The organism is Blautia sp. BCRC 81119 (assembly GCF_003184505.1).
Lineage (GTDB): Bacteria > Bacillota > Clostridia > Lachnospirales > Lachnospiraceae > Blautia_A > Blautia_A fusiformis.
Genome location: NZ_QJHD01000009.1, coordinates 54,869 through 79,069 on the forward strand (window position 1 = coordinate 54,869; position 24,201 = coordinate 79,069).

22 protein-coding genes are annotated in these 24,201 nt (G+C 45.7%); 6 read left to right on the forward strand and 16 right to left on the reverse strand.

Translation table 11 applies throughout. The features are described 5' to 3' along the window. Positions 1 to 3 precede the first annotated feature (3 nt). Positions 4 to 1,470, reverse strand: a complete 1,467-nt coding sequence (locus DMI82_RS07235; protein ID WP_110102979.1) for a UDP-N-acetylmuramoyl-L-alanyl-D-glutamate--2,6-diaminopimelate ligase — start codon at positions 1,468 to 1,470, stop codon at positions 4 to 6. Positions 1,471 to 1,657: 187 nt separating this feature from the next. Beyond that, a complete protein-coding gene (locus tag DMI82_RS07240; RefSeq protein ID WP_110102945.1) occupies positions 1,658 to 3,691 on the reverse strand; it encodes a DUF11 domain-containing protein in 2,034 nt (677 codons plus the stop codon). Between the two features lie 565 nt (positions 3,692 to 4,256). On the opposite strand from DMI82_RS07240, the gene arcC reads away from it, so the two are divergent. After that, entirely contained in the window at positions 4,257 to 5,189 is a 933-nt protein-coding gene (gene arcC, locus DMI82_RS07245) for a carbamate kinase (protein ID WP_015526125.1), read from the forward strand. A 163-nt stretch (positions 5,190 to 5,352) separates the two neighbouring features. Here arcC and nrdD read toward each other — a convergent pair whose 3' ends face one another. Together nrdD and DMI82_RS07255 are read right to left on the reverse strand one after the other, a co-directional pair. Next, complete coding sequence (gene nrdD / locus DMI82_RS07250) at positions 5,353 to 7,488, reverse strand: anaerobic ribonucleoside-triphosphate reductase (RefSeq protein WP_015526126.1); 2,136 nt, start codon at positions 7,486 to 7,488, stop codon at positions 5,353 to 5,355. Between the two features lie 199 nt (positions 7,489 to 7,687). Beyond that, positions 7,688 to 8,239, reverse strand: a complete 552-nt coding sequence (locus tag DMI82_RS07255) for a hypothetical protein (protein WP_146207143.1) — start codon at positions 8,237 to 8,239, stop codon at positions 7,688 to 7,690. Between the two features lie 216 nt (positions 8,240 to 8,455). Between DMI82_RS07255 and asnA the strand changes: the two genes are divergently transcribed. Further along, on the forward strand, positions 8,456 to 9,466 hold the full coding sequence (gene asnA / locus DMI82_RS07265; protein WP_110102947.1) for an aspartate--ammonia ligase: 1,011 nt from the start codon (positions 8,456 to 8,458) through the stop codon (positions 9,464 to 9,466). A 48-nt stretch (positions 9,467 to 9,514) separates the two neighbouring features. After that, on the forward strand, positions 9,515 to 9,949 hold the full coding sequence (locus tag DMI82_RS07270) for a CBS domain-containing protein (protein WP_021651604.1): 435 nt from the start codon (positions 9,515 to 9,517) through the stop codon (positions 9,947 to 9,949). A 90-nt stretch (positions 9,950 to 10,039) separates the two neighbouring features. On the opposite strand, the gene nagB is transcribed toward DMI82_RS07270, so the two are convergent. From nagB to DMI82_RS07300, 6 genes are all read right to left on the reverse strand, one after another. Then, complete coding sequence (gene nagB / locus DMI82_RS07275; RefSeq protein ID WP_022426874.1) at positions 10,040 to 10,780, reverse strand: glucosamine-6-phosphate deaminase; 741 nt, start codon at positions 10,778 to 10,780, stop codon at positions 10,040 to 10,042. Between the two features lie 17 nt (positions 10,781 to 10,797). After that, positions 10,798 to 11,637 carry a sugar phosphate isomerase/epimerase family protein gene (locus DMI82_RS07280; RefSeq protein WP_022426873.1) on the reverse strand — a complete coding sequence of 280 codons (840 nt, stop codon included), beginning with the start codon at positions 11,635 to 11,637 and terminating at the stop codon, positions 10,798 to 10,800. A gap of 55 nt (positions 11,638 to 11,692) precedes the next feature. Beyond that, a complete protein-coding gene (locus DMI82_RS07285) occupies positions 11,693 to 12,532 on the reverse strand; it encodes a carbohydrate ABC transporter permease (RefSeq protein ID WP_022426872.1) in 840 nt (279 codons plus the stop codon). Next, on the reverse strand, positions 12,532 to 13,413 hold the full coding sequence (locus DMI82_RS07290) for a carbohydrate ABC transporter permease (RefSeq protein WP_022426871.1): 882 nt from the start codon (positions 13,411 to 13,413) through the stop codon (positions 12,532 to 12,534). The genes DMI82_RS07285 and DMI82_RS07290 overlap by 1 nt, the downstream gene beginning before the upstream one ends. A 145-nt stretch (positions 13,414 to 13,558) precedes the next feature. Next, complete coding sequence (locus DMI82_RS07295; RefSeq protein ID WP_022426870.1) at positions 13,559 to 14,803, reverse strand: ABC transporter substrate-binding protein; 1,245 nt, start codon at positions 14,801 to 14,803, stop codon at positions 13,559 to 13,561. A gap of 63 nt (positions 14,804 to 14,866) precedes the next feature. Beyond that, positions 14,867 to 15,904 carry a Gfo/Idh/MocA family protein gene (locus tag DMI82_RS07300; protein ID WP_022426869.1) on the reverse strand — a complete coding sequence of 346 codons (1,038 nt, stop codon included), beginning with the start codon at positions 15,902 to 15,904 and terminating at the stop codon, positions 14,867 to 14,869. A 494-nt stretch (positions 15,905 to 16,398) separates the two neighbouring features. Here DMI82_RS07300 and DMI82_RS07305 point away from each other — a divergent pair, with 494 nt between their 5' ends. Both DMI82_RS07305 and DMI82_RS07310 read left to right on the forward strand, forming a co-directional pair. After that, the gene (locus tag DMI82_RS07305) at positions 16,399 to 17,604 is read left to right on the forward strand and encodes an ROK family transcriptional regulator (protein ID WP_022426868.1); all 1,206 of its coding nucleotides are present in this window, start codon (positions 16,399 to 16,401) and stop codon (positions 17,602 to 17,604) included. 15 nt (positions 17,605 to 17,619) lie between these two features. Then, positions 17,620 to 18,678: a Gfo/Idh/MocA family protein gene (locus tag DMI82_RS07310; protein ID WP_022426867.1), complete on the forward strand. Its 1,059-nt coding sequence runs from the start codon at positions 17,620 to 17,622 to the stop codon at positions 18,676 to 18,678. A gap of 95 nt (positions 18,679 to 18,773) precedes the next feature. Here DMI82_RS07310 and DMI82_RS07315 read toward each other — a convergent pair whose 3' ends face one another. The 3 genes from DMI82_RS07315 to DMI82_RS07325 all read right to left on the reverse strand — a co-directional run bounded on the left by DMI82_RS07315 (position 18,774) and on the right by DMI82_RS07325 (position 21,117). Continuing rightward, the gene (locus DMI82_RS07315; protein ID WP_021651603.1) at positions 18,774 to 19,517 is read right to left on the reverse strand and encodes an amino acid ABC transporter ATP-binding protein; all 744 of its coding nucleotides are present in this window, start codon (positions 19,515 to 19,517) and stop codon (positions 18,774 to 18,776) included. Beyond that, on the reverse strand, positions 19,504 to 20,196 hold the full coding sequence (locus tag DMI82_RS07320; RefSeq protein ID WP_059086976.1) for an amino acid ABC transporter permease: 693 nt from the start codon (positions 20,194 to 20,196) through the stop codon (positions 19,504 to 19,506). Before DMI82_RS07320 ends, DMI82_RS07315 begins: the two co-directional genes overlap by 14 nt. Positions 20,197 to 20,340: 144 nt before the next feature. After that, on the reverse strand, positions 20,341 to 21,117 hold the full coding sequence (locus DMI82_RS07325; protein ID WP_015526132.1) for a transporter substrate-binding domain-containing protein: 777 nt from the start codon (positions 21,115 to 21,117) through the stop codon (positions 20,341 to 20,343). Positions 21,118 to 21,461: 344 nt separating this feature from the next. Here DMI82_RS07325 and dapF point away from each other — a divergent pair, with 344 nt between their 5' ends. After that, positions 21,462 to 22,316: a diaminopimelate epimerase gene (gene dapF / locus DMI82_RS07330; protein ID WP_015526134.1), complete on the forward strand. Its 855-nt coding sequence runs from the start codon at positions 21,462 to 21,464 to the stop codon at positions 22,314 to 22,316. Positions 22,317 to 22,365: 49 nt separating this feature from the next. On the opposite strand, the gene DMI82_RS07335 is transcribed toward dapF, so the two are convergent. The 3 genes from DMI82_RS07335 to DMI82_RS07350 all read right to left on the reverse strand — a co-directional run bounded on the left by DMI82_RS07335 (position 22,366) and on the right by DMI82_RS07350 (position 24,059). After that, positions 22,366 to 22,680, reverse strand: a complete 315-nt coding sequence (locus tag DMI82_RS07335; RefSeq protein WP_015526135.1) for an AzlD domain-containing protein — start codon at positions 22,678 to 22,680, stop codon at positions 22,366 to 22,368. After that, positions 22,670 to 23,389, reverse strand: coding sequence for an AzlC family ABC transporter permease (locus DMI82_RS07340; protein ID WP_015526136.1), 720 nt, complete (start codon positions 23,387 to 23,389; stop codon positions 22,670 to 22,672). Before DMI82_RS07340 ends, DMI82_RS07335 begins: the two co-directional genes overlap by 11 nt. Positions 23,390 to 23,618: 229 nt before the next feature. Continuing rightward, the gene (locus tag DMI82_RS07350; RefSeq protein ID WP_021651595.1) at positions 23,619 to 24,059 is read right to left on the reverse strand and encodes a hypothetical protein; all 441 of its coding nucleotides are present in this window, start codon (positions 24,057 to 24,059) and stop codon (positions 23,619 to 23,621) included. Positions 24,060 to 24,201 lie beyond the last annotated feature (142 nt).

Sequence of the window (24,201 nt, forward strand, 5' to 3'; positions counted from 1 at the left end):
CATTTACGCTTTCTGATCTTCTTCCAGGATCTCCCGGATCAGTACACGCTCATCCATGGGATATTTCTTACCCTTGATCTCCTGATAATCCTCATGGCCCTTTCCGGCAAGGACGATGATATCTCCCGGCTCACCGTGATGGATCGCGTAGGCGATCGCCTCTTTACGATCCGGGATCTCTACATATTTTCCATCTGTTTTTGCCATTCCGATCTTGATATCATCGATGATGGCCTGTGGATCCTCATCTCGCGGATTATCTGAAGTAATGATGGTCAGATCTGCCATCTTTCCTGAAACCTCACCCATTTCATAACGGCGCAGCTTGGAACGGTTTCCGCCACAGCCAAACAGGCATACCAGTCTGTGCGGATCATATTCCTTCAGTGTTCCAAGAAGGCTCTCCAGCGCCATGGCATTATGTGCGTAATCGATCATCAGTGTGAATTCGTCAGATACCTTGATCATCTCAATACGGCCTTTGACCCTGGCCACCTTCAGAGCTTTGATGATATTCTCCTCGGATACCTTAAAATGACGGCAGATGGCAATGGCAGTCAGAGAATTGTAAATGCTGAACTTACCTGGAATATCGATCTCCACAGGAAAATCCATAAGTCCCTTAACATGATAGGAAATTCCCAGATAGCCCTTTCTTCCAACGAGTCTGGCGTCCTCTGCACGGAGATCTGCTTTTTCGGAAAATCCATAGGTTTCAAGTTTACAGGTGTGGCCTTCGATAATGCGGTCAAAGTGTTCATCGTCACGATTTACGATACCAACCTTACACTGTCTGAGAAGCATGGATTTGCAGTGCAGATAATCATCAAAGTCCTTGTGCTCATTCGGTCCGATATGATCTGGTTCAATATTTGTGAAAATTCCAAAATCAAACACAAATCCCTGGGTCCTGTGAAGCATCAGTCCCTGTGAGGAAACCTCCATAACGACCGCATCGCAGCCTGCTTCTACCATATCGTGAAAATATTTCTGTACCATATAGGATTCCGGTGTCGTGTTGGCTGCCGGGATATGCTTCTCCCCGATAACAGCCTCGATGGTGCCGATCAGACCAACCTTATATCCGGCATTCTCAAGGATCGATTTCACCATATAGGTTGTAGTTGTTTTTCCTTTGGTTCCAGTGATACCGATGGTTTTGAGCTTTTCTGCCGGATGTCCGAACCATGCTGCTGAAATAAAGGCCATGGCGTAACGGGTATCCTCTACCTGGATCACTGTCACATCCTCCGGTGCCTCCACCGTTTCTTCCACGATGAGTGTCTTCGCACCCTTTGCCACAACATCAGGTATAAATTTATGTCCATCCACGACCGCACCTCTGATGCAGATAAAAAGGCTCCCTTCTTCTACTTTGCGGGAATCATATACAACAGAAGAAACCTCCTGCTCTGTACTTCCCTGAAGGCATTTGTATTCAAGATGTTCCAATAAGGATAAAAGATTCATTTTTCTCCTCCATCTTCCCTTTTTCCGGTCTGACGGGCAGCACACCGGAGGCGGGAAATATACTGTTCTTATTTTCTGTACATACCATATAGAATAGCACACCTCCCCCCTGTTTTCAACGTTTCTTTGAGGTACGGCCGCCTTGTAAAATATCAGCTTGTTACTGTTCACTCCGTTCTCAGTAACATCAGCTTTTTCCATAAATATCCGCATATTTTTTCCGGAGCCAGATGCCGCCCAGCACAGTCACTAAAGCTGTCACTGCCAGAAGCGTCCACAAATCCCTCCTGGTATCATCTCCGGTCTTCGGATGTGTGGACGCAGTTCTTGCCATCTGTATCTGACCGGAAGCCGGACCCTGGTCATCTCCCCGCAAAGGCAGCCCTTCTTCCGGCGTAATAGCCACCTCTCCTTTTACCATGACAGAAGCGGAGGCCTCCATCAATCGCTCTCCGGTTTCCTGACTTGTGACCGTCACCTGATTAAAAAGCTTCTGATCCGCTGTTTTTCCCGGGATCTTCACCGCAGCCTGAAGAGAAACTGCCTCTCCCGGCGGGATCTGTTGGATCATTGCCTTTGTACGGCTGCTGTTGAGCGTTACACCTTCCTGCTCCAGAAACTGTGCATGGATCCCTGCTGCCTGAAAGCGCTCCGTTCCCACAACCGAATGAAGCGTTTTTTCACCGGTATTCACGATACAGATCTGATAGGTCACAGTCTCACCCGGTGCAGCGGTTTCTTTGTCTGCAGTTTTCTTTACAGAAAGATCCGCCTTCAGTGCCTCCAGACCATTTATAGTGGAGGCGTTCTTCCTGATCACCTCCTCCGGTCTGTCCTTCACCCTGGCCTCTGCTTCCACCTGGTGCTCCAGATCTTTTTCCTGTTCATCCAGAAGGGGCGCCTGTACATAAAAGCTCCTGCTCTCTCCGGCTTTTAATTCTGCAAATTCCGCCACGGTCCCTTCTGCCAGAAGGCCTTCCGCGTCTTCCCACAGCTGCCGGATCTTAGGGCAGGAAAAGCTGCTGGTCAGACGGATATCTGCAAGATCCAGCTTTCCGGTATTGGCTATCTCCACCTGATAACGGATGGTCTGCCCTGCTTTCATTTTTTCATTCTGTGCAATTACCGACAGCTCCATATCAGCCTCAGCAGCCTCCACGTCCAGCATAGGCGATATCCCCTCTGCGATCACCAGCTCTTCCCCGTTTTCTTCTGTCATGAGAAAGGTTCCCGCACCGGTACAGTCCTTCTGAAGCGGTTCCTCCTGAGTCACAGGATAACTGCTTTTCTCTGCCGGAAAACGGTATTCCTGCCGCAGGATCAGCGGGATACGGAAAAAGATCTCATCCTGCCCGTTCTGCTCCACGTTCAGCACGCTTTCCAGCTTTGTGATCTCTGTAGCTTCACCGCTCTGGCTCCTTACAGAAATCTGCTGTACAGCCATATTTTTCGGGACAGAATCCGTTTCCGGAACAAAATACTCAGAAATATACGTGACCAGCGTCAGTTTTTGAATCTCCTCAGACTCATATTCCTCTTCGTCACCTACATTTTCTTCTCCGGACGCCGTTCCTTCCGGTGTGAGCGGACCCGTTTTCTCCTGCTCTTCATCCTCCGGCTGTACTGTTTCCCCGGATGCCAGCTGCTCCATGTGCTCATATCCTTCCTCCATTTCTATTCCGATTCCTTCCACAACCTTATTCACCGGCAATTCCTGTTCTGTCTTCTCTTCCTGCTGCAAGTCATCCTCATCCTCTGGCTGCTCCTGTTCTGTCTCTTCTTCCTGCTGCAAGCCATCCTCTGGCTGCTCCTGCTCTGGCTCCTCTTCCTGCTGCAAGTCATCCTCTGGCTGCTCCTGCTCTGGCTCCTCTTCCTGCTGCAAGTCATCCTCTGGCTGCTCCTGTTTTGTCTCCTCTTCCTGCTCCACCGATGGATCTTCAATCTCCTGAAGTTCGTCGTCCCACTTCTCATTTTTCTCCTTATCCTCCGAAAACCTTCTCCCGGACAGCCATTCATTCAGGCCGCGGATCCGGATCCCAAGCTCCGCCTGTCCGGATTCTCTGTCTTTCCAGAACACACTCTGATCGATAAACGGTGCCTGTCCCGGCAAAAAATCTGCTCCCAGAGTCAGCTCCGGTTCTATTGTTCCTCCCAGCATGGCTCCTGCCAGCACTGTCACAATTCCGGCTTTCTTCATCTGTTTCCATATTCTGTTTTTCATGGCTCTTCCTCATTTCTGCCTGATCTGGCATTTCTTATACACATGTTTTTTTTACAGAAACTTACTTTTCCACAGACAAAGGCATCCCTCCCCGGCAAATGATGCATGATCAATATTTTTTTCGATAAAATAAAATGGATTTCTGCATCGAAACGATGCGTGAACAGATCCCGCAGAATGCAGGATCAAGACTTTTTCAATGTATCACATTTTCAGACCATGCGCAACCGGATATAAAAATTATAAAGTTTGTTTAAACTTTCTTTATAAATTTTCCATTTCTTTTAGATTAACGACATATTTTAAACATATTTTCTCTATATAATAGGTGTTGGATAGATGAAAAACCACTCTCTATCTCCCCCCTCAAAAAATAGTAGGAATCAAACCGTCTGACTGGATCAGGCGGTTTTTCCTGTCTCGGAAAACACTCGATTTTCTATTGCATTTCCCACATAGGTCTTTTATAATAAAATATAATATTCGTGCATCGTTTTCGATGTACTCGTTACTGAATACAGTAACTGATTTCATTCCAATTTTTAAGAGAAACGAGGTATTTCCTATGAGCGAAAAAACCGTAGTAGTTGCATTAGGCCACCGGGCACTTGGCACCACACTTCCAGAGCAAAAAACAGCTACAAAACTCGCAGCGAAGGTAATCGCAGATCTGGTAGAGGAGGGAACCCGCGTAGTGATCTCCCACAGCAACGGTCCGCAGGTAGGGATGATCCACACCGCAATGAATGAATTCGGTAAGGCACATCCTGATTATACATTTGCACCAATGTCCGTATGTTCCGCCATGAGCCAGGGTTATATCGGCTATGACCTTCAGAACGCCATCCGTGCTGAGCTTATCTCCAGAGGGATCTACAAACCGGTCAGTACAGTTCTGACACAGGTTGTCATCGATCCATACGATGAAGCATTTGCAGAGCCAGAGAAGATCATTGGACGTGTTCTTAACGCAGAAGAGGCCGAGGCTGAAGAAGAAAAAGGAAACTTTGTCACAAAGGTGGGCGAGGGCCAGTACAGACGTATCCTTGCAGCACCGAAGCCACAGAAGATCGTAGAGATTGAAACCGTAAAGGTCCTCTCTGCAGCAGAGCAGATCGTCATTGCCGCAGGCGGTGGCGGAATCCCGGTTCTTGAGCAGGGAACTCAGCTGAATGGTGCCAGCGCCATCATCGAGAAAGACCTGGCAGCAGGACTTCTTGCAGAAGAACTGAACGCTGACACTCTGATGATCCTTACAAGCGTCGAGAAAGTAAGCCTTGACCATAATACGGATCACGAATCTTATCTGGATACTATTTCCACAGAAGATGCCAAGAAATATATTGCCGGCAAACAGTTTGCGGCAGGCTCCATGCTTCCTAAGATCGAAGCAGGTGTTTCCTTCGTGGAGAAGGGAACCGGACGCCGTACCATCATCACAGACATGGCCCATGCAAAAGACGGCTACCGTGAGAAGACCGGAACTATCATTAAATGATCATTTTACGGACTCAGAATACAAAGTGAACTATAAAACTTCACTTTACATAAAAATATCCCGCAGACGGCTGCTGGTCTTACCGGCAGCTCTGCGGGATATTTTTTATACTGTCTGACTCTACATCCGATCACTGTTACACAGTTGATCGGGCAGCCAGTATTTACATAGATTTTCGCTCAGCGATCTCAGCCATCTTCGCCTCATTCAGGCGGGTATCTCCATGGACACGGCTGTAGGAAAGATATCCGTTCATACGGTCGATCTTGGTCAGATTTCTGGAACCGCAGACAGGGCATACATCCATCTCCAGTTCCTCATGACCACAATCGTCACAGTATGCAAGAGAAAGGTTCACTCCCTCATAATATCCCAGATCCATGGCTCTGCGGATCAGTGTACGGATAGCTTCCTTATTGTAGCCGATCGGATAACGTACATACTGAATCTTACCGCCATTGCAGAGCTCCCAGAAACGTCCCTCCAGATCCTGTTTCTCGATCGGAGTTACATCCTCTGTTACATGGCAGTGGAAGCTGTTGCTCACATATGGTCTGTCAGAAACGCCCTCAATGATTCCATACATCTTACGGAACTGCTCTACCTGCAGGCCACAAAGACTCTCTGCCGGTGTTCCGTAGATCGCATAAAGATAACCATCTTCCTTCTTGTACTGATTTACCTTGTCATTGATATATTTCAGGACCTCCAGAGCAAACGCCCCATCCTCGGCAATGGATTTGCCATTGTAAAGTTCCTGAAGCTCATTTAACGCTGTGATACCGAAGGAAGCTGTCATAGGCTTCAGGATCTTGCCAATCTTTTCATTCGGTTTCAGATGTCCGCCGTAGAAACCGCCTTCACAGTATGCAAGCGGGTTGGTGGATGCACGCATCTGTCCCAGATATTCGTAAGTGCGGATGTGCAGGTTACGGATCATTTCCAGATAGAAATCCAGAACCTCATAAAAATCTCTGCTCTCCGCTCTGGCCTTTGCAAGGATCATCGGAAGATGAAGGCTTACCGCACCAATGTTAAAACGTCCCACAAAAACAGGCGTATCATTCTCATCCGCCGGCTCCATACCGCCACGCTCATACCACGGACTTAAGAAAGCACGGCATCCCATCGGGCTGATGACCTTCTTGTATTTCCTGTACATACTGGAAATATAGCCTGCGCCGGACATAGACAGCCAGTCCGGATACATGGTTTTGGAGGAACACTCCACACCAGCCTCAAAAATATCCTCACAGCACTTTCCTGGACCATGGATCTCTTTGTCATAAAGGAATACGATCTTCGGGAAAAGTACCGGTTTCTTGTGTCCGGCCTTACCCTGTCCTCCCTGATGGACCTCAAGAAGGGAAATCGTACACATCTTCTCAAACTGCTCGGTTCCGAGACCAAGTGTCACCGTAACAAACGGATAATCACCTCTGGAAGAACCGACGGTATTCAGCTTGTACTCAATTCCCTGCCAGCCCTGGTCATAATCCCTGCGGACCTTATCAAGAGCATACTCAATAGCTCTCTCCTCACGGCCACTCCAGCTCTCGTCCGAGTATTTCATAAATTCGGAAATATATTTATCATAGCTCTTCTTTGCATACGGTGCCAGGATCTTATCAACCTCCGGCACTGTAAAGCCACCATACTGCTGTGCTGCTGTACTGAGAATGATATCCCCCATAACATCAAAGGCTGTATCCAGAGTCTTCGGCTCGTTATACCAGACATTTCCCATCTCAAAACCGCCACTTAAAACAGCTGCCACATCGAACAGACAGCAATTCATGGTATCCAGACGTGCAGACTGGTCATGAATATAAATGTAGCCGTCCTTACATGCCTGAAGCTCATTACGGTTCATAAAAAACTTCCGATAGAGTTCCTTGTTCAGCTCATTAAAGATCAGGCTTCGTTTCGTGGCAACAAGGGCGCTGTCTGTATTGGCATTACTTTTATCACCGATATAACGGATCGCCTGACTCTTGGTATAGACATCATCCATCATATGGATAAAATCCAGCTTGTAATTCCGATAATCACGGTAGCTCTTGGCAACTGCCGGATTCACACGCTCCAGAGCCCCCTCCACGATGTTGTGCATCTCCTGGATCTCGATCTCATTCTTTCCAAGGGAATCCGCATGCTCCTGGGCAAAACGGCAGATAAAATCCTTCTCCTCGTCTGAAAAAGTATAAAGAATACGCTCTGCGGATTTGTTCACGGCAGCCACGATCTTCTGCGGATTAAACTCCTCTCTTGTCCCGTCTTTCTTGATCACATATAACATTGCTCATCCCTCCCTGTGCTATATATAAGTCGCTATGCAAATACTATATATAGTACCTATATCCTCTATATATTGTTTTTCATCTATATGTTGTGCTAGGCATGAGTATAACACAGCTGAGGAGAAAAGAAAAGGGATATTTCTGTATACACGAAAATACAGACACTTAGCACTGCCTGATCTCACTGCAGAAATATTCTCACAAATTCGTTCCGATCCAGTCTGCAAGAAAATCCCATAATTTCGGAAGCAGAATGGCCAGTGTCACTATAAACCATATGATCCAGCCTGCCCCGCTGCTTTTCTGATCTTTTTTTTGCTGTTTTTTTCCCTGATCTAAAACTTCTGCACGATTTCTGCCCACCGTTGTTTTATTCCTGGTATTAACTGCCGCTGCAGTCTTACGTCCGGCTGCTGCACCTGTATTCCGGCTTCCGGTTAGATTCCGATTCAAATCGGTATTGCGGCTTGCATTCGTATTCCGGTTTATGTTTGTATTCCGGTTTATGTTTGTATTCCGGTTTGCGTTCGTATTCCGGTTTACGTTTCCGTTATGTTGTGTTGTTTGATCAGCATCCTGTCCATACTGCCGCATCATATCCCGCACTTTGGCGGAAGCATGTTTATAATGTATCTCCCGGGGCTCATTCAGATGATATAACACCTCATCATTTCTGTAAGGCATCCCACATAATGAACACCTGCCATTTACAACCTTACCCCCACAAACCTGACACCTTTGACCTGCCATAAGCTCCCTCCATTCTATCCGTCAAAACGGATATTTATATTTCCATCGTAAACATAAGCATTCTTTTTTCAGTATATCACACCAGGCATTTAATACCCAGTATTTTTCTACGATACCCCAAAAGACTTCCCCTCTCATTATATTGCCACTCCACCCATTTTCTGTTATAATACCCCACAGAGCAATAAGCCTAAAAATCATCAGGAGGAGCCGATAATGAATACAATCACAATCCCCGCAACCTATCATGCAGACCTGAACCTCCATGACACACAGATTGCGATCAAAACCGTAAAAGATTTCTTCCAGCAGACACTCTCCCAGAAGCTGAACCTTCTTCGAGTATCCGCTCCAACATTTGTAGCACCGGAATCCGGCCTTAATGACAACCTTAATGGTGTAGAGCGCCCGGTAAGCTTTGATATCAAGGCTATCGAAGGAAGCAACGCCGAGATCGTACACTCCCTTGCCAAATGGAAACGCTACGCACTGAAAAAATACGGATTTTCTCACGGAGAAGGTCTTTACACAGATATGGTAGCCATCCGCCGGGATGAAGATCTGGACAATATCCACTCTGTTTACGTAGACCAGTGGGACTGGGAAAAGATCATCTCCAAAGAAGAGCGTTCCATTGAAACTCTCAAGGAAACCGTACGCACCATTTACAGTGTCCTTCGTAAAACTGAGAAATACATGGCTGTACAGTATGACTACATCGAGGAGATCCTTCCGAAGGATATCTTTTTTATCACAACTCAGGAGCTTCTTGACATGTATCCGGACTGCACACCGAAGGAACGTGAATATCGGATCACCCGTGAAAAGGGCGCTGTCTTCCTTATGAAGGTAGGAAAAATGCTCACCAACGGCGAGCGCCACGACGGACGTGCCCCGGACTATGATGACTGGGAACTGAACGGTGATATCCTCGTATACTATCCGGTACTTGACATTGCCCTTGAGCTTTCCTCAATGGGAATCCGTGTTGATGAGGACGCACTTGACCGCCAGCTTACCGAAGCAGGCTGTGATGACCGAAGAGAGCTTCCATTCCAGAAAGCAATCCTGAACAAAGAGCTTCCGTACACCATCGGTGGTGGTATCGGACAGTCCAGGATCTGTATGTTCTTCCTTCGTAAAGCACACATCGGAGAAGTACATGTCTCTCTCTGGCCGAAGGAGATCACAGATGCTGCAGAGACACACGGACTTCAGCTTCTCTAAAACAGCCTACAGATTTATTTATAATTTTCGCGGAAATGAGGTAATAACGTGAACATTCTGTTTTTTCTGATTCCCAAAAGCGAAGTAGCCTACATCTTTGAGGATGAAACTCTTCGCCAGACCCTCGAAAAAATGGAGCACCGCAAGTACTCCTGCATTCCTATCCTCACCATGGACGGCAAATATCTCGGCACCATCTCAGAGGGAGATCTCCTCTGGGGCATGCGCCGTGCAGATATCCACGACATCAAGGAAACAGAGGGAATCCCAATCATGGCGATTCCACGCCGTGCCACCTACAAACCGGTCCATGCAGATTCCAATATGGAAGATCTCCTGGATCGCGCCATTAATCAGAACTTCGTACCGGTGGTAGATGACCAGGGCTCCTTCATCGGAATCATAACCAGAAAATCTATCATCAAATACTGTTACAACGAAATAAAAGCCGCACAAAAAACTGCCGGTGAAGAAATCCACTGAGCAGCGGAAAGAAAAAGGATGGCTTCCGTTCCTGCACAGGTAGGAATCGGAAGCCATCCTTTTTTGATCCGGCAGTTGTATTCCGGATTTTTATTTTATTTTTTCGCGGATCATACTCAGTGCATCTTCATCTGCCACAACCGTGAGATCCGGGTGAAGCTGCAGGATAGATGCCGGAACCTTCGGTGTGATCGGTCCGTACAGGGAATTATACAGGGCTTCTGCCTTGGATGTTCCCGTTGCCACAAGAAGGATCTTTTTTGCAGCCATGATATTCCCGATTCCCATAGTGTAGGCCTGTTTCGGGACCTCATCCATGCTTTCAAAAAACCTTGAATTGGCCCTGATGGTACTTTCTGTCAGATCCACACAATGGGTTTCTTTTTCAAAGGCATCTCCTGGTTCATTGAAGCCGATGTGTCCGTTCCCGCCGATACCAAGCAGCTGCATATCCACACCTCCGGTTTGCCGGATGATTTCGTTATACTGTGCACATGCCTTATCGCTATCCTCTTCCAGTCCGTCAGGCACAAAGGTCCGTGCTTTGTCAATATTTACATGGTCAAAGAGATTATGATCCATAAAATAGCGGTAGCTCTGGTCATTGTCGCCGGAAAGTCCCTTGTACTCATCCAGATTCACACTTGTCACCCTGGAAAAATCCAGATCCCCTTTTTTGTACCATTCTACCAGTTGTGCATACATGCCCACAGGCGTGGAACCGGTAGCCAGTCCAAGAACTGCATCCGGTTTCATGATAATCTGTGCAGACATGATATTGGCTGCTTTTCTGCTTACATCCTGATAATCTTTTCCTGCGTAAATAATCATAGTTTTTTCCTCAGCTCTTATTCTGCGATCAGTTTATCCAGAAGCTCCTTGGCCATACGGATATCTTTTTTCTGTTCCTCACCGGAGATCTCACGCTCAATGGTAATATCTCCCTGATAACCGATCTCTTTCAGCTTTGCAATAAATGCAGAATAATTTACTTTACCCTGGCCAAGGGGAACCTCATCACCCAGATGATGTCCATCTGTTGGATATTTTCCATCTTTTCCGTGAATTCCCATGACATACTCACCGAAAACCTCCAGAGCATCTACCGGATTTGCCTTTCCGTACATGATCAGGTTTGCAGGATCAAGGTTAATTCCCACATTTCCTTTTCCGACAGCTTTCTCAATATCCTGGATCGCACGCTTTAATGTTACAGGAGTCTCCTGTCCTGTTTCAAACAGGAAGTTCTGACCATTTTCCTTACATTTTTCCACAATAGCCTTACATGCAACCAATACTTCCTCGTATTTCGGGTCGTATGGATTTTCCGGCATATAGCCAACGTGTGTTGCCAGGTCTGTCACATGGATCTTTTTCGCAAAGTCAGAACCTTCCATAAGCATCTTCAGTCTCTCAACTCTGTAATCAGACGGAATCAGGCCAAGTGTCAGCTGTCCTTCATAGAAATCCCATACTCTGCGGCCTTCCCATCCGCACCAGAATGCGGTTGCGTGGATCCCGTATTTCTCCAGACCTTTATTAATAGCCTCTGCCATAGCATCGTCCTGAAGTGTTGGACGATCCCAACATACCAGCTGGCAGCTATCCACACCCATTTCCTTCAGCTCCGCAAATTTTGCATCAATATCTGTATTGCTTGTAAATTCGATCAAAACTCCAACTTTCATAGGTTCTGTTCTCCTTCCAGTATTATCTCATATTATACTACTTATACCACCAAGATCAGCCTTTTACCGCACCGGCAGTAATACCACCTACAATATGCTTCTGCATCACAACAAAGAAGATAAGACTCGGTATCATGGACATTACGATTCCGGGAAGTGCATGCTCCCAGTCTGCTGTCTGTGCGGAAAACTGCATGTACAGTGCATTCTGGATATTCATTGCCACTGTGTTTCCGCCAACGATCAGCTGGTTGGTGATGATATCATTCCAGGTTGCCAGTGCATCCAAAACAACGACCGTCGTGAGGATCGGTTTCAGAAGCGGAAGTACAATGCTGAAATAGGTGCGGATCTTACCTGCGCCGTCAATACATGCACACTCTTCCAGATCGATAGGAACATTTTTTACAAATCCATGGATCATGTATACTGCCAGAGGCATACATAAGCCCACACTTACCAGAATATATCCGGTTCTTGTTCCAGTCAGTTTCACGTTGGAAACCAGTCTTGTCAAGGTGATCATGTAAGACTGGAACGGAACCATCATCGGCATGATGATCAGAACAAAGCATATTTTGCTAAGTCTGCTTTTTGTTCTTGCGAGCTTATAGGCTGCCATCGGCGCCATAAGCACTACCAGGATGACAGTGCAGAATGTATAAAGCAATGTATTAAAGATCAGAGACGGGAAACCGAATTTCGTCCAGGTCTCCATATACATCTTCAGGCTCCATGACTTGGGCAGAGCCAGAAAGTCCTGCAGCATATCATTATAGGGTTTAAATGAGTTTATAAAGATCAATACCAGCGGCATCAGCCAGAAGATCGCACATACAAAAATAATGATCGTCAGTGCATTCACCTGCCGCAGGTTCTTTGGTTTCTTCTTCATTATGCCTCAACCTCCTTACTCTTGGTAATCTTCATCTGAATTGCTGTAATGATCAGAACAAATACTACAAATACAAGAGATTTGGCAGTAGCAAGACCATATTTGCTGTTAACAAAAGCTTCCTTATAAATATTATACGCAACGGAAACAGTTGAATTCGCAGGTCCGCCCTTTGTAAATACCATGATAATATCGAATAACTTAAACGCAAATGTCATTGATGTCAGCATACAGATCGAGATCGCAGGCATGATCATCGGAATTGTGATCTTGCGGAATACCTGGAAAGAGGTTGCTCCGTCGATTCTTGCCGCTTCCAGAAGCTCTCCCGGAACTGCAATGATTCCTGCGATATAATTGACCATGTAAAAACCAAGATTCTGCCATACTGCCATGACAACAACTACATAAAAAGCAAGCTTCGGTGTTCCAAGCCAGCTCCAGTTAAAGAATTCCCATCCTGTAACACTGTAAAGAGCCTCAAAGCCAGGTCCCAGGATAAATTTCCAGATCAGACTGATCGCTGTCAGACTGATGATATAAGGAATATAATAAAAAGCACGACCAAGACTGTTCACTTTGTTCTCACGTGCCATTACGACAGCGACTGTGAGAGAAACAATGTTTACGATAACAACATAAAATACTGCAAATTTAAGAGTAAATCTGACACCTTTCCAGAAAAGCGGGTCAGCAGTAAAGATCTTCACATAGTTGGCAAGTCCTACAAATTCCATGTTCTTGCCGATTCCATTCCAATTAAATACCGAATAGTACAGATTCATTACAAATGGAATATCTGTGGCAAACAGTACAAAAACGACTGCCGGAAAGACAAACAATGCAAAAATTGCCAGATCCTTTGTTTTTTTGTTTTTCAATCCTATCCCCTCCAGAAATTCATTTTTTCTTTGGTTTATATTTGGGAAACAGGCAAAGCTGCTGCCTGTCTCCCTCTTTTGTCAGTTACATTCCGTCAGCCCAAAATCAACAAATCTGTTTCTCTTCGGCTCCTGGAGTTCCTTGTTACTCTGCTGATGTCCAGAAATCCTGGAAGAGCTGTGTTACTTCATCTGCGCTCATGTCTCCAAGCATGTAAGACTGGAGATACGGACCACACTCATCTGCGTAGCTGCCAGGAGCAATCGTGTGGATCCAGCCGTTTGTCTTTCCAGCGTCGATATAGGTCTTGGCATCATTTGCAAGAGCGCCGGTCACTTCCATATCAGACTTTGCACCAGGAACAGCTCCTACACCTTCTGCCATCCATTTCTGGCCTTCTTCGGATGTAAGGATAAACTCACAATACTCTTTTGCAAGATCCAGATTCTTGGAATCTTTATTTACAATATAAGTCCAGTTACAGGAGGATAATACAGTTGCATCATCTTCACCGGCGCCTACCGGGAATGGAAGAAATGCAAGATTTGCATCCGGATTAAAGGAATCCAGTGTAGACTGGCACCAGTCACCCATATGGATCATAGCTGCATCGCCGTTTGCAAGCATATTCTCTGATGTCTCCCAGTCAACCTCAAGCGGCTTGTCCGGACCATACTCTACAGCAAGATCAAGGAACTTGTAAAGGTTCTCCCAGTTAGGCATATCTGCAAATGCTGTCTCACCGGATTTGATCGCATCTACTGTCTCAGCAGCTGTTTTGTCTTTGTCGATCATGAAATGTGTTGCAACCTGTCCTAATACCCATGTTTCCTTTGCAGCAAGTGCAAACGGAGTGATGCCTGCATCCTTCAGCTTCTTGCATGCCTCTTCCAGCTCATCCATGTTTGTCGGAAGCTTGTCGATACCAGCTTTCTCAAAGCAGTCCTTGTTGTAGATCAGGCCCATGTTCTCATAGGTCCATGGAAGAGATTTTACATTTCCCTCGTCATCTTTTCCAAGGTTTACAGCGTCCTCATTGAACTTGTCCAGAACTTCTGTATCATTGCTCCAGTCGTAAGCATAATCATAGTACATTTTCGCTTTTGTTCCGGCCTCAGCATCAAATACGTCTGGTGTATCACCGGAGTTTACTCTGGACTGAAGCAGTGTGTCGTAATCGTTGGCTGCATGCTGTACATCAACAGTCACACCCGGATGTGATTTCTCGAAGGCTTTTACCATCTCGTCATATTCTTCCAGACCATAAGCATGTGCATCAAATACATTCAGTGTTACATTTTCTTCAGCATGTGCAGTTACCCCTCCTGCAACTACCATTGATGAGATCATTGCTGCTGATAACAGAATAGAAATCACTCTTTTTTTCATTTGCATATCCTCCTTTTGAATAGCTTTTTTTATTTTTCTCACTGCCTTTCAGTGAAAATTTCATTATTTGTTTTCGTGTGTGTTTACATACTCTTTTGCCGCATTCCACTCTTTAATCCCAAGCTGTACGGATCTTACTCCTTCGATCAAAGGAGCAACCTCTACAGGTTTATCTTCTCTGACGCATTCCTGGAAATATTTGATCTCTGTATAATATGGTCCCAGATTGGAGACATTGATTCCCGCCACATCACTCTCGCCTTCATATTCAGCTTTGAGCTCTGGCGTCTCCACAGTTCCGTCTTTCTTATATACTGTCAGGCTCGGTGACTGAGCACCGTTAAATTCTATCGTAGCATCCTCAAAATGTGCACGGAACGCTGCATGGAACTTCATTGCCGATGACTCATCCCAAATACCCTCTGCTGTAGCAAAAACATCTCCGAATTCATACTCCGTGATGATATGATTGATCATGCCACTTTCAAATCTGCTGGCTTTTACCTGGAAGCTGTCCGGCTCACCCAGCATATAACGCAGAAAATCAAGATCATGCACGTGAAGATCCAGCACAACGGAACCACTCTTTTCTTCATTATGGAACCAATCCTCAAATCCCCATTTCACATCTCCGCTGATACGCTCCATAGTAATGGATTTCAGCTTTCCGAATTTTTCTGTGTCGTAAGCTTCCTTCAGATATTTATATTCCTCAAAGGAACGTACTACCTGTCCTACCATAACCTTCTTCCCGGATCTTTTTTCTGCTTCAAGAAGCATCTGGCAATCCTCTTCGGTCAGACATACCGGTTTTTCCACCAGTACATTCATCCCTTTTTCCAGTGCCTTCACTGCATGTTCTGCATGCAGATAGCTTGGAAGACAGATATGTACAATATCCAGCTGCTCCTTTTCGATCAGTTCCATTCCGTATTCATATGTGGCAGCTTCCGGAAAATATGATGCCGCTTTGTCCAGAAATTCTTTTCTGCAGTCAGACAGGGCAACTACCTCAACATCATCCTCTTTTTCTGATAAGACTTTCAGGGATAAGTAATGAGTCGTTCCCATTCCGCCGCATCCAATCACGCCTATTCTCATCTCTCTACCTCTCTTTATTTGTCCAGTGGCCTAACTAATATTTCAAAAAATAAAAGTTTTTTGCAAAAACATCTGTGTTTCTTGTTACAAACTCTCTTTTTTGCTGTTCTTAGCTTGGATTTAGGATAGCATTCTTTGCCGTATCTGTCAACATTCTTTCCCGTTTTTTCGTCTTTCAATGTGCATTTCTTCTATAATAAACAATATCTCGAGTATTTTTTGTGCATTTTGCACATTTGTAATCAATTATTTCTATCACTGTACTATTTATCTCCGTTTTTTTACCAGTCTTCCGAAAAAATGCCTGTATTATATTGCTCTTCATTTTAGAATTGTCGTATTTTTATATTTTTCCTTCTATAAATAGTCAATATTTTCTTTGTACAGCCACATATTGATTATTTTCTGCATCTATGATAGGATATATTTAGTACGGAGACTTTACCATTTTTCGGTACCGTTTATTTTTAAAGGATTGGAGATGAAAAGAAACTATGAAACTTGTTAATCAGCAGGTTATTAAGAACACGAATATGAAACGGCTCTATACTTCCATCTATTCCAGTCCCGGAATATCCAGAGCACACCTTGCCAAGCAAACGAAGCTCAGCAAAACAACCGTATCTACTCTTGTAGATGAACTGATCGAACGGGGATTCATTGTGGACAACGGTATCGGAGAATCCGACAGCATCGGACGTAAGCCGAACTGCCTTCAGGTCCGGATGAACAGCTACTACGTTGTTGTCATGAACTGGCATGAAAATGCTGTCGAAGCTTATCTTGTGGACATTGCCGGTACTTCCGTCTTTCATGAATCACGGAAGCTTTCCGAAGACGAAAATCATGTCGCATGCTCCGGCTCCTGTTTCCAGGAATCCATTCTGGAACACTGTGCTCCTGACCGTATCCTTGGCATCTGCATAGTAATGTCCGCCATGATCGACGCCTCCAGCAATGAAGTATATTCCACGACCCTGAATCTGCCTTCCATGGAAAGCACTCAGATCATTAAATCTCTGAAGACTGCATTCCCGGGATACCCGGTTGATCTTCTCAATGATACCGCCTGCTATTCCTACGCGGAAAAGGTCTATGGCAATATAAAAGAGAAAAATTTTGCTTTTCTCAATTTCGGCCGCGGCATCGGTGCCACCCTTTTCACAGAAGGAAGCATGCTTGGAACTGCCAGTGGTTCCTCTACCCAGTTCGGCCATTATTCCATCGATCCTCACGGTCCGGAATGTATCTGCGGAAATCACGGATGTCTGGAAGTTATGATCTCGGAGCAGGCTCTGAAAAACAGGATCCCGGAATTCGGACAGATTCCATCCTTAAGCGCACTTTCAGAAATCACCTTCTCAGATCTGGGAAAGGCTGCCACCTTCCGCGATCCAACCGCTCTTGCTATGGTAAAGGAGATGGCATGGGAGCTGTCCATCGCCCTGAGTAATCTGATCAGTACCGTAAATCCATCTCTGATCGTTCTTGGCGGAAAGATTCCGGATCTTGGCGAATATTTTCTCAATGAAGTACGGGAAGACCTGAAAAAAACCGGGTTCCGCAGGATGGTAGATAACGTGACTGTCCGTTACTCCCAGCTCCAGAGTGATTCGTTCCTGAACGGAGCCATGAAATACTTTTTTGATATCCACTATTCTTTTACAAATCAGGATCCGACGAATTTTTTTATCGGATGATATAAGGAGGAAGCCATGAAAAAACTGAAAGCTGCTATTGTAGGCTGCGGCCGTATTTCCGTCTCTTATGCGGATGCATTCCATCGTCTCAGCGATGAAGTAGAATTAGCATATGCCGTTGACAAAGATCCAGCTCTTGCCAAAGCCTTTGCAGAGGAATTTAACTGTTCCTGGACTACGGACTTTGATGAGATCCTGGATAAGGATATTGATGTGGTACATCTCTGTCTGCCGCATTTCCTGCACCCGGTCATGGCCATCAAAGCCATGAAAGCCGGCATTAACGTCCTTACCGAAAAGCCCATTGCCACCTGTCTTCAGGATGCAGACAGAATGATCCGTACCGCCGAAGAAACTCATGTAAAGCTGGGCGTTATCTTCCAGACCCGTTACACAAAAAGTGTAGAAAAGCTCCGCGAAATGATCCAGCGGGGTGATTTCGGAAAAATCCTTACCGCACGTTCCTATCTGACCTGGAACCGTCCGCTCGACTATTACAGCGGAAGTGACTGGAAGGGAACATGGGACAAAGAGGGCGGCGGTGTTCTCATCGACCAGGCGATCCACAGCATTGATCGTGTTCGATATATGCTGGATTCCGATGTGGAATGGATCGACGGAAGTGTTCATAATTATGTTCATCATTTTGTAAAAGTGGAGGATGCCGCAGACGCTGCTATCATGTTTAAAAACGGCTGTCTTTACAATCTCTATGCCTGCAACATTTACGGAGCCGATTCCCCGATCAATATTGAACTGATCGGAGAAAAAGGACGCCTGGGTCTTAAGCAGGACATGGGCTATTACGAGCTGGACGGCACCTATGCCGAGATCCGAAACACTTATGAGACCACAAATGTGGGCCCTGATTACTGGGGAAGCAGCCATCACCTGCAGATCCGTGACTTCTACCGTTCTGTCCGTGAGGATCTTCCTGTTGCCATCGACGGACTGGAAGGCAGAAAAACCCTTGAAATGGTAAAGGGCATCTACCTTTCCTCTGCCAGAAGAGAACGCATCTCTCTCCCCTTTGAGGATGTAACCTACAGTGATCTGAACCAGCCGGTGAAATAACTACGTCACTATTCTGTAACTATAAAAAACGGATGCTTTATCTCCTGCAGCATTTCCACAGGAGGATAAAGCATCCGTTTTTAATATTCTTATATTTATAATGTCTTTGAAAGAAACTCTCGAAGTCTCTTATTCTTTGGATTTGCAAAGAATTCCTTAGGAGAATTTTCTTCCTGGATCTTTCCTTCATCAATGAAGAGGACTCTGGTTGCCACCTCGCGGGCAAAGCCCATCTCATGAGTTACCACAACCATGGTCATGCCGGATCTTGCAAGCTCCTGCATCAGTTCCAGGACCTCTCCTACCATCTCCGGATCAAGAGCAGATGTAGGCTCATCAAACAGCATCACGTCCGGGTTCATGGCAAGAGATCTTGCAATGGCGATACGCTGCTTCTGACCGCCGGAAAGCATGTCCGGATAGGAATCTGCCTTATCCGGAAGACCTACTCGCTCCAGAAGCTCCAGTGCCGTTTTTTCAGCCTCTTCCTTACTCATAAGATTCAGAGTCACAGGTGCGAGCATAATGTTCTCTTTTACTGTCTTATGTGGAAAAAGATTAAACTGCTGGAATACCATTCCGATCTTCTGACGATGACGGTTGATATCCACCTTGGAATCTGTGATGTCGGTTCCCTCAAAGAGGATTTTTCCCCCGGTCGGCTCCTCAAGGAGATTCAGGGAACGGAGGAATGTAGATTTACCACAGCCGGATGGTCCGATAATGGCTACTACTTCACCTCTGCGGATCTGTGTGGTGATCCCGTTGAGAACCTGATTGCCGCCATAGGCCTTTTCAAGTCCCTGTACATCCAGAAGCACTTCATTACTTACGCTCATTGGTTCTCAGCCTCCTTTCAAGTCTTCCTACCAGATAGGTAAGGAAGCAAACGATCACAAGATAGATCGCAGCTACTACCAGCAGCGGGAACAGTGCACTGTAGGTCTGGCTTCGGATAATGTCTCCGCCACGGGTCAGATCCATAAGTCCGATATAACCACTGATGGATGTCTCCTTCAAAAGTACGATCAGCTCGTTTCCAAGGGCCGGCAGGATGTTCTTGACCGCCTGCGGAAGAATGATCTTGATCATAGTCTGTGTATAGTTAAGACCCAGGCTCCGTCCTGCCTCAAACTGTCCCTGATCAATAGACATGATACCGGAACGGACGATCTCAGCCACGTATGCAGCAGAGTTCATACCAAAGGCGATAATGGCAACAACTATCTTACCCGGATCTATGGTTGCAAAAATAACATAAAATACGATCAGCAGCTGTACCATCGTTGGGGTGCCACGGATCACAGTCAGATAAACACGACAGATCACATTAAGGATCTTAAGCTTACCTGTCTTATCATGTGTAGAACGGACAATAGCAATGACAAATCCCAGAAAAATACCAAGAAGTACAGCAAAAAAAGTAATGATGATGGTATTTTTCAGACCGGACAAAATGAACTGCCAGCGATTGTCGTCCAGAAAGTTAAACTGAAACTGTTCAATAAGACTCAAAATTTCCACCCTTTCCAAAACTACAGGTTCCGAAATCCGGAAAACATACCCGGATATCCGGAACCTGATCATTCGCTACTGAACCCTGCAACGAATATCTGTTTCTCAGCTTATCCGTTCAGAATCCTCTGATTTCTCTGTGCAAAATTATTTCTTTACAATAACAACCTGCTCTGCAGTTGTGTACGGATCAGTGAAATCAACGCTCTTTTTACGATCCTCTGTTACTGTCATTCCTGCAGCACCGAAATCAGCTTTTCCGGATTTAACAGAATTTACGATCGCATCAAACTCCATATCCTCGACCTTCAGCTCATATCCAAGCTTGTCGCAGACAGCCTGAGCGATATCAACATCAATACCTACGATCTTATCTCCGTCATAGTATTCGTATGGCTGGAAGGTTGCGTTTGTTGCCATGGTAAGAGTTCCCTTGGAGTGATCTGCATCCTTAGGAGTCTCATACGGTGTCTTACCTGCATCATCACCGATGTAGTTATCTCTGATGGAATCCAGAGTTCCGTCATCCTTCAGCTCCTTCAGCGCTTCGTTGAACTCTTTGGTAAGGTCTGCATTATCTTTGGAAAGACAGATTGCATACTCCTCTTTATCAAAAATATCCTCAACGATCTCAAGATCATCGTTTTTCTCAACAAATTTCTTAGCAGGCTCGCTGTCGATCACTACGCAGTCAATCTTACCCTGTTTCAGAGCCATAACAGCGTCATTACCTTTGTTGTATCTCTCTACTGTTGCGTCTTTAACCTCTGTAGCGTCTGCATCACCGGTTGTTCCAAGCTGAACACCGATCTTCTTACCCTCCAGATCATCTGCGCTCTTGATCTCATCTGCTGCAAAAACAGCGGATGTCATAGAAACTGTCATAGCTGCTGCAAGTGCAAGTGCCATAAATTTTCTCTTCATTTTTTCTTCCTCCTGAATTCTATGTACTTTACGTTAACTGTCTCTCTGCTTGTGTCAGTCCAATTCGTAATGTACAGCATAATTATACATCTCCATGCATATTACTTTGTTTTATGATACCATGTTTCTGACAAAATGCAAGCACATAAAATCCATAAATACGAAAATCCACTTCTAATTTACCGGAATTCCACAGGGAAAATTCACTTTTCGATAACAATTGTCCAATATACTATACTATTAAAGGCAACAAATGGAAAAAACCTGCGTGTTTTTTCCATGGGGTCTTGTGTTCCAACAGAAAAAACAAGTATAATATTCAGAAACAAGAGGAGGTTACTATTATGAAATTCACGAAAATGCACGGCATTGGAAACGATTATGTATATGTAAACTGTTTCGAGGAAACTGTTAAGGATCCGGCCGCAGTGGCAAAATTTGTCAGCGACCGTCATTTTGGCATTGGTTCCGATGGTCTGATCCTGATCCGCCCGTCTGAGATTGCAGACTGCGAGATGGATATGTACAATCTGGACGGCTCTCAGGGTGCCATGTGCGGAAACGGTATCCGCTGCGTTGCCAAATATGTCTATGACCACGGCATTGTGGACAAAACTTCTTTAAGCATCGCCACAAGAAGCGGTATCAAATATGTGGATCTTACTATCCGCGACGGCAAGGCCTCCATGGTAAAAGTCAACATGGGCTCCCCGATTCTCACTGCAAAAGAGATCCCGGTGGTTGCCGAAACCGAGCAGGTGATCGACGCTCCCATCACCGTCGACGGAAAAGAATATCACATGACCGCAGTTTCCATGGGTAATCCTCATGCCATCATCTACGTAGACGATGTGAACAGCCTTGACCTGGAAAAGATCGGCCCGTCCTTTGAAAATCACGTATGCTTCCCGGACAGAGTCAACACTGAGTTTGTTCAGGTGATCGACCGCCACACCGTAAAGATGCGTGTATGGGAGCGTGGCTCCGGAGAAACCCTTGCCTGCGGCACAGGCGCCTGCGCAGTTACGGTAGCTTCCATCCTCAATGACAAGGTTGACGGCAGCAAACCGGTTACTGTACAGCTTCTTGGCGGAGACTTAAACATCTCCTGGGAAAGAGATGAAAACCTTGTATATATGACAGGACCTGCAACTACGGTGTTTGACGGAGAGATCGATCTTGGATTTTTAGGTGAATAAATGAAAAAGGAGGGAGCTTTTCGAAGCTCCCTCCTGCATATTATACTTTTCAGATAAATACCAGAACCCTCTCCACGATAAACACCGCCGCACACGCCAGCAGGGCTACTGTGATCAGGCTTTTTTCCTTATATGCAGCAATAAGTGCTACCAGGAAACCTGCTGCACCGGAGATGATGCTGTCTGTGGCCTTCAGGATGGCCGGGAAGGTCATGGCTGCCAGACAGGCATATGGCACATAATACAGAAAGGACTTGATAAACGGGCTTCTGATCTCGTTTTTTGCAAGAGCAAGGGGCAGCATACGGATGAGATAGGTGACAATTGCCATCACCAGGATATAAAGATATACATTATGACTCATGAACGGCTTCCCCTTTCTCTTCCAGCGGGCAGAAATAAGCTGCCAGGCCTGCTACCAGAAGTGTTGTGATAATGATCATAAATCCGGATGATACCTGTTTTAACACCGGTGTCACCGCAAAAACAGTACTGACTGCCATGGATGCCACAACCACCCCAAGAACCGGTCTGCTCTTTTTGGACGGCGGGATGATGATGGCCAGGAACATTCCGTAAATGGCAACGCTCAACGCACTAAGCATAAAATCCGGCAAAAGGCTTCCGGAGATTCCTCCTGCCAGAGTTCCAAGAGTCCATCCGGGAATTGCCACGCACATGGCTCCGTAATTATAAAATACGCTGACCTTTCCCTCCTGGGCCGCACTGATCCCGAAAATTTCATCGGTGATACCAAAAGCAGCGATGTATTTCAGGATACCGGACTCCTCACGCCGGAATTTCTGGGACAGGGAAAATGACATCAGGCAGTATCTCAGGTTGATGATCAGCTGGGTCATTGCCATCTCCCACATGGAGCCTCCCGCAAAAATAATGTCCAGTCCCGCAAACTGACCGGCCGATGTCAGGTTGGTCAGGGAGATCAGAACTGCCTGCCAGATACGCAAGCCGCCGGCAACAGCCATCATGCCAAAGGTAAAGGATACCGCAAAATATCCAAGAGCGATGGGAACTCCATCCTTCATACCTTTTCTGAAACTTTCTCTTTTCATCGATTTCCTCCATTGTATGTACATTCCGTTATAAACGCAGCTGTGCCTACTTCTCCGATCTGTACAGCACTCATCAGAATCTCGCCACAGCTCGTTGTACATGTAAATAAGAGCGTGCCCGGAAACGTTTTTCCTGTTTCCTGACACGCTCTTTTATTGTAGCATTGCCCTGTCAAAACTTCAATACGTGAATACGTCATTCCTGTTTGTCATTTTCCGGAATATATCCTTACGCTTCTTCAACTCCATCCGGATCTACCAGACGATCCAGAACCTTGAATCCATTGTTACGAAGAACGCTCTCTGCAACAAGGAGATCCTCACAGTGCATGATCGCTACCGGGACTTTCAAACCTCTGTGGAAAAAGGTGTAAATGTAATGAAGGTTTACGTTGCTGTCGCCCATGACGCTGAGAAGCTTGTCAAGACCGCCGATCTCATCCTGAAGATCTACCAGGATAGCCTGAGTAATACGGGTCATATATCCGTTTTCTGCCATGATCTGGTCTGCTTTTTCCGGATCATCACATACCATACGAAAGTTTGCGAACTCCGGTGCATCGAAACAGCCGAAGCCGTAGATGTCGATCTGATTCTCTGCAAGGATCTTTGTGACTTTCTGAAGACTTCCCGGAGTGTTTTCTACGAAGACGATATTCTGTTTTACCATGATGTGATTTCCTCTTTTCCTGATTATTTTTTCTTGTTATTGTTTTTCTTATTATTCTTTTTTTATTCTAGCATGAAATCAATTGGAAGTGAATCCCTTTCCGGGAGGGAGCATTTCGCATGCGGTTTTTCCTTTCCAGGAG

Excerpts from the sequence above, each read along its gene's own strand:
- DMI82_RS07315 (WP_021651603.1), bottom strand. The coding sequence starts at position 19,517 with ATGAGCGTAAGTAATGAAGTGCTTCTGGATGTACAGGGACTTGAAAAG.
- DMI82_RS07300 (WP_022426869.1), bottom strand. The coding sequence starts at position 15,904 with ATGAGAATAGGCGTGATTGGATGCGGCGGAATGGGAACGACTCATTAC.
- DMI82_RS07295 (WP_022426870.1), bottom strand. The coding sequence starts at position 14,803 with ATGAAAAAAAGAGTGATTTCTATTCTGTTATCAGCAGCAATGATCTCA.
- DMI82_RS07340 (WP_015526136.1), bottom strand. The coding sequence starts at position 23,389 with ATGAAAAGAGAAAGTTTCAGAAAAGGTATGAAGGATGGAGTTCCCATC.
- DMI82_RS07325 (WP_015526132.1), bottom strand. The coding sequence starts at position 21,117 with ATGAAGAGAAAATTTATGGCACTTGCACTTGCAGCAGCTATGACAGTT.
- DMI82_RS07310 (WP_022426867.1), top strand. The coding sequence starts at position 17,620 with ATGAAAAAACTGAAAGCTGCTATTGTAGGCTGCGGCCGTATTTCCGTC.
- arcC (WP_015526125.1), top strand. The coding sequence starts at position 4,257 with ATGAGCGAAAAAACCGTAGTAGTTGCATTAGGCCACCGGGCACTTGGC.
- DMI82_RS07280 (WP_022426873.1), bottom strand. The coding sequence starts at position 11,637 with ATGAAAGTTGGAGTTTTGATCGAATTTACAAGCAATACAGATATTGAT.
- DMI82_RS07235 (WP_110102979.1), bottom strand. The coding sequence starts at position 1,470 with ATGAATCTTTTATCCTTATTGGAACATCTTGAATACAAATGCCTTCAG.
- DMI82_RS07240 (WP_110102945.1), bottom strand. The coding sequence starts at position 3,691 with ATGAAAAACAGAATATGGAAACAGATGAAGAAAGCCGGAATTGTGACA.
- dapF (WP_015526134.1), top strand. The coding sequence starts at position 21,462 with ATGAAATTCACGAAAATGCACGGCATTGGAAACGATTATGTATATGTA.
- asnA (WP_110102947.1), top strand. The coding sequence starts at position 8,456 with ATGAATACAATCACAATCCCCGCAACCTATCATGCAGACCTGAACCTC.
- DMI82_RS07285 (WP_022426872.1), bottom strand. The coding sequence starts at position 12,532 with ATGAAGAAGAAACCAAAGAACCTGCGGCAGGTGAATGCACTGACGATC.
- nagB (WP_022426874.1), bottom strand. The coding sequence starts at position 10,780 with ATGATTATTTACGCAGGAAAAGATTATCAGGATGTAAGCAGAAAAGCA.
- nrdD (WP_015526126.1), bottom strand. The coding sequence starts at position 7,488 with ATGTTATATGTGATCAAGAAAGACGGGACAAGAGAGGAGTTTAATCCG.
- DMI82_RS07335 (WP_015526135.1), bottom strand. The coding sequence starts at position 22,680 with ATGAGTCATAATGTATATCTTTATATCCTGGTGATGGCAATTGTCACC.
- DMI82_RS07255 (WP_146207143.1), bottom strand. The coding sequence starts at position 8,239 with ATGGCAGGTCAAAGGTGTCAGGTTTGTGGGGGTAAGGTTGTAAATGGC.
- DMI82_RS07350 (WP_021651595.1), bottom strand. The coding sequence starts at position 24,059 with ATGGTAAAACAGAATATCGTCTTCGTAGAAAACACTCCGGGAAGTCTT.
- DMI82_RS07305 (WP_022426868.1), top strand. The coding sequence starts at position 16,399 with ATGAAACTTGTTAATCAGCAGGTTATTAAGAACACGAATATGAAACGG.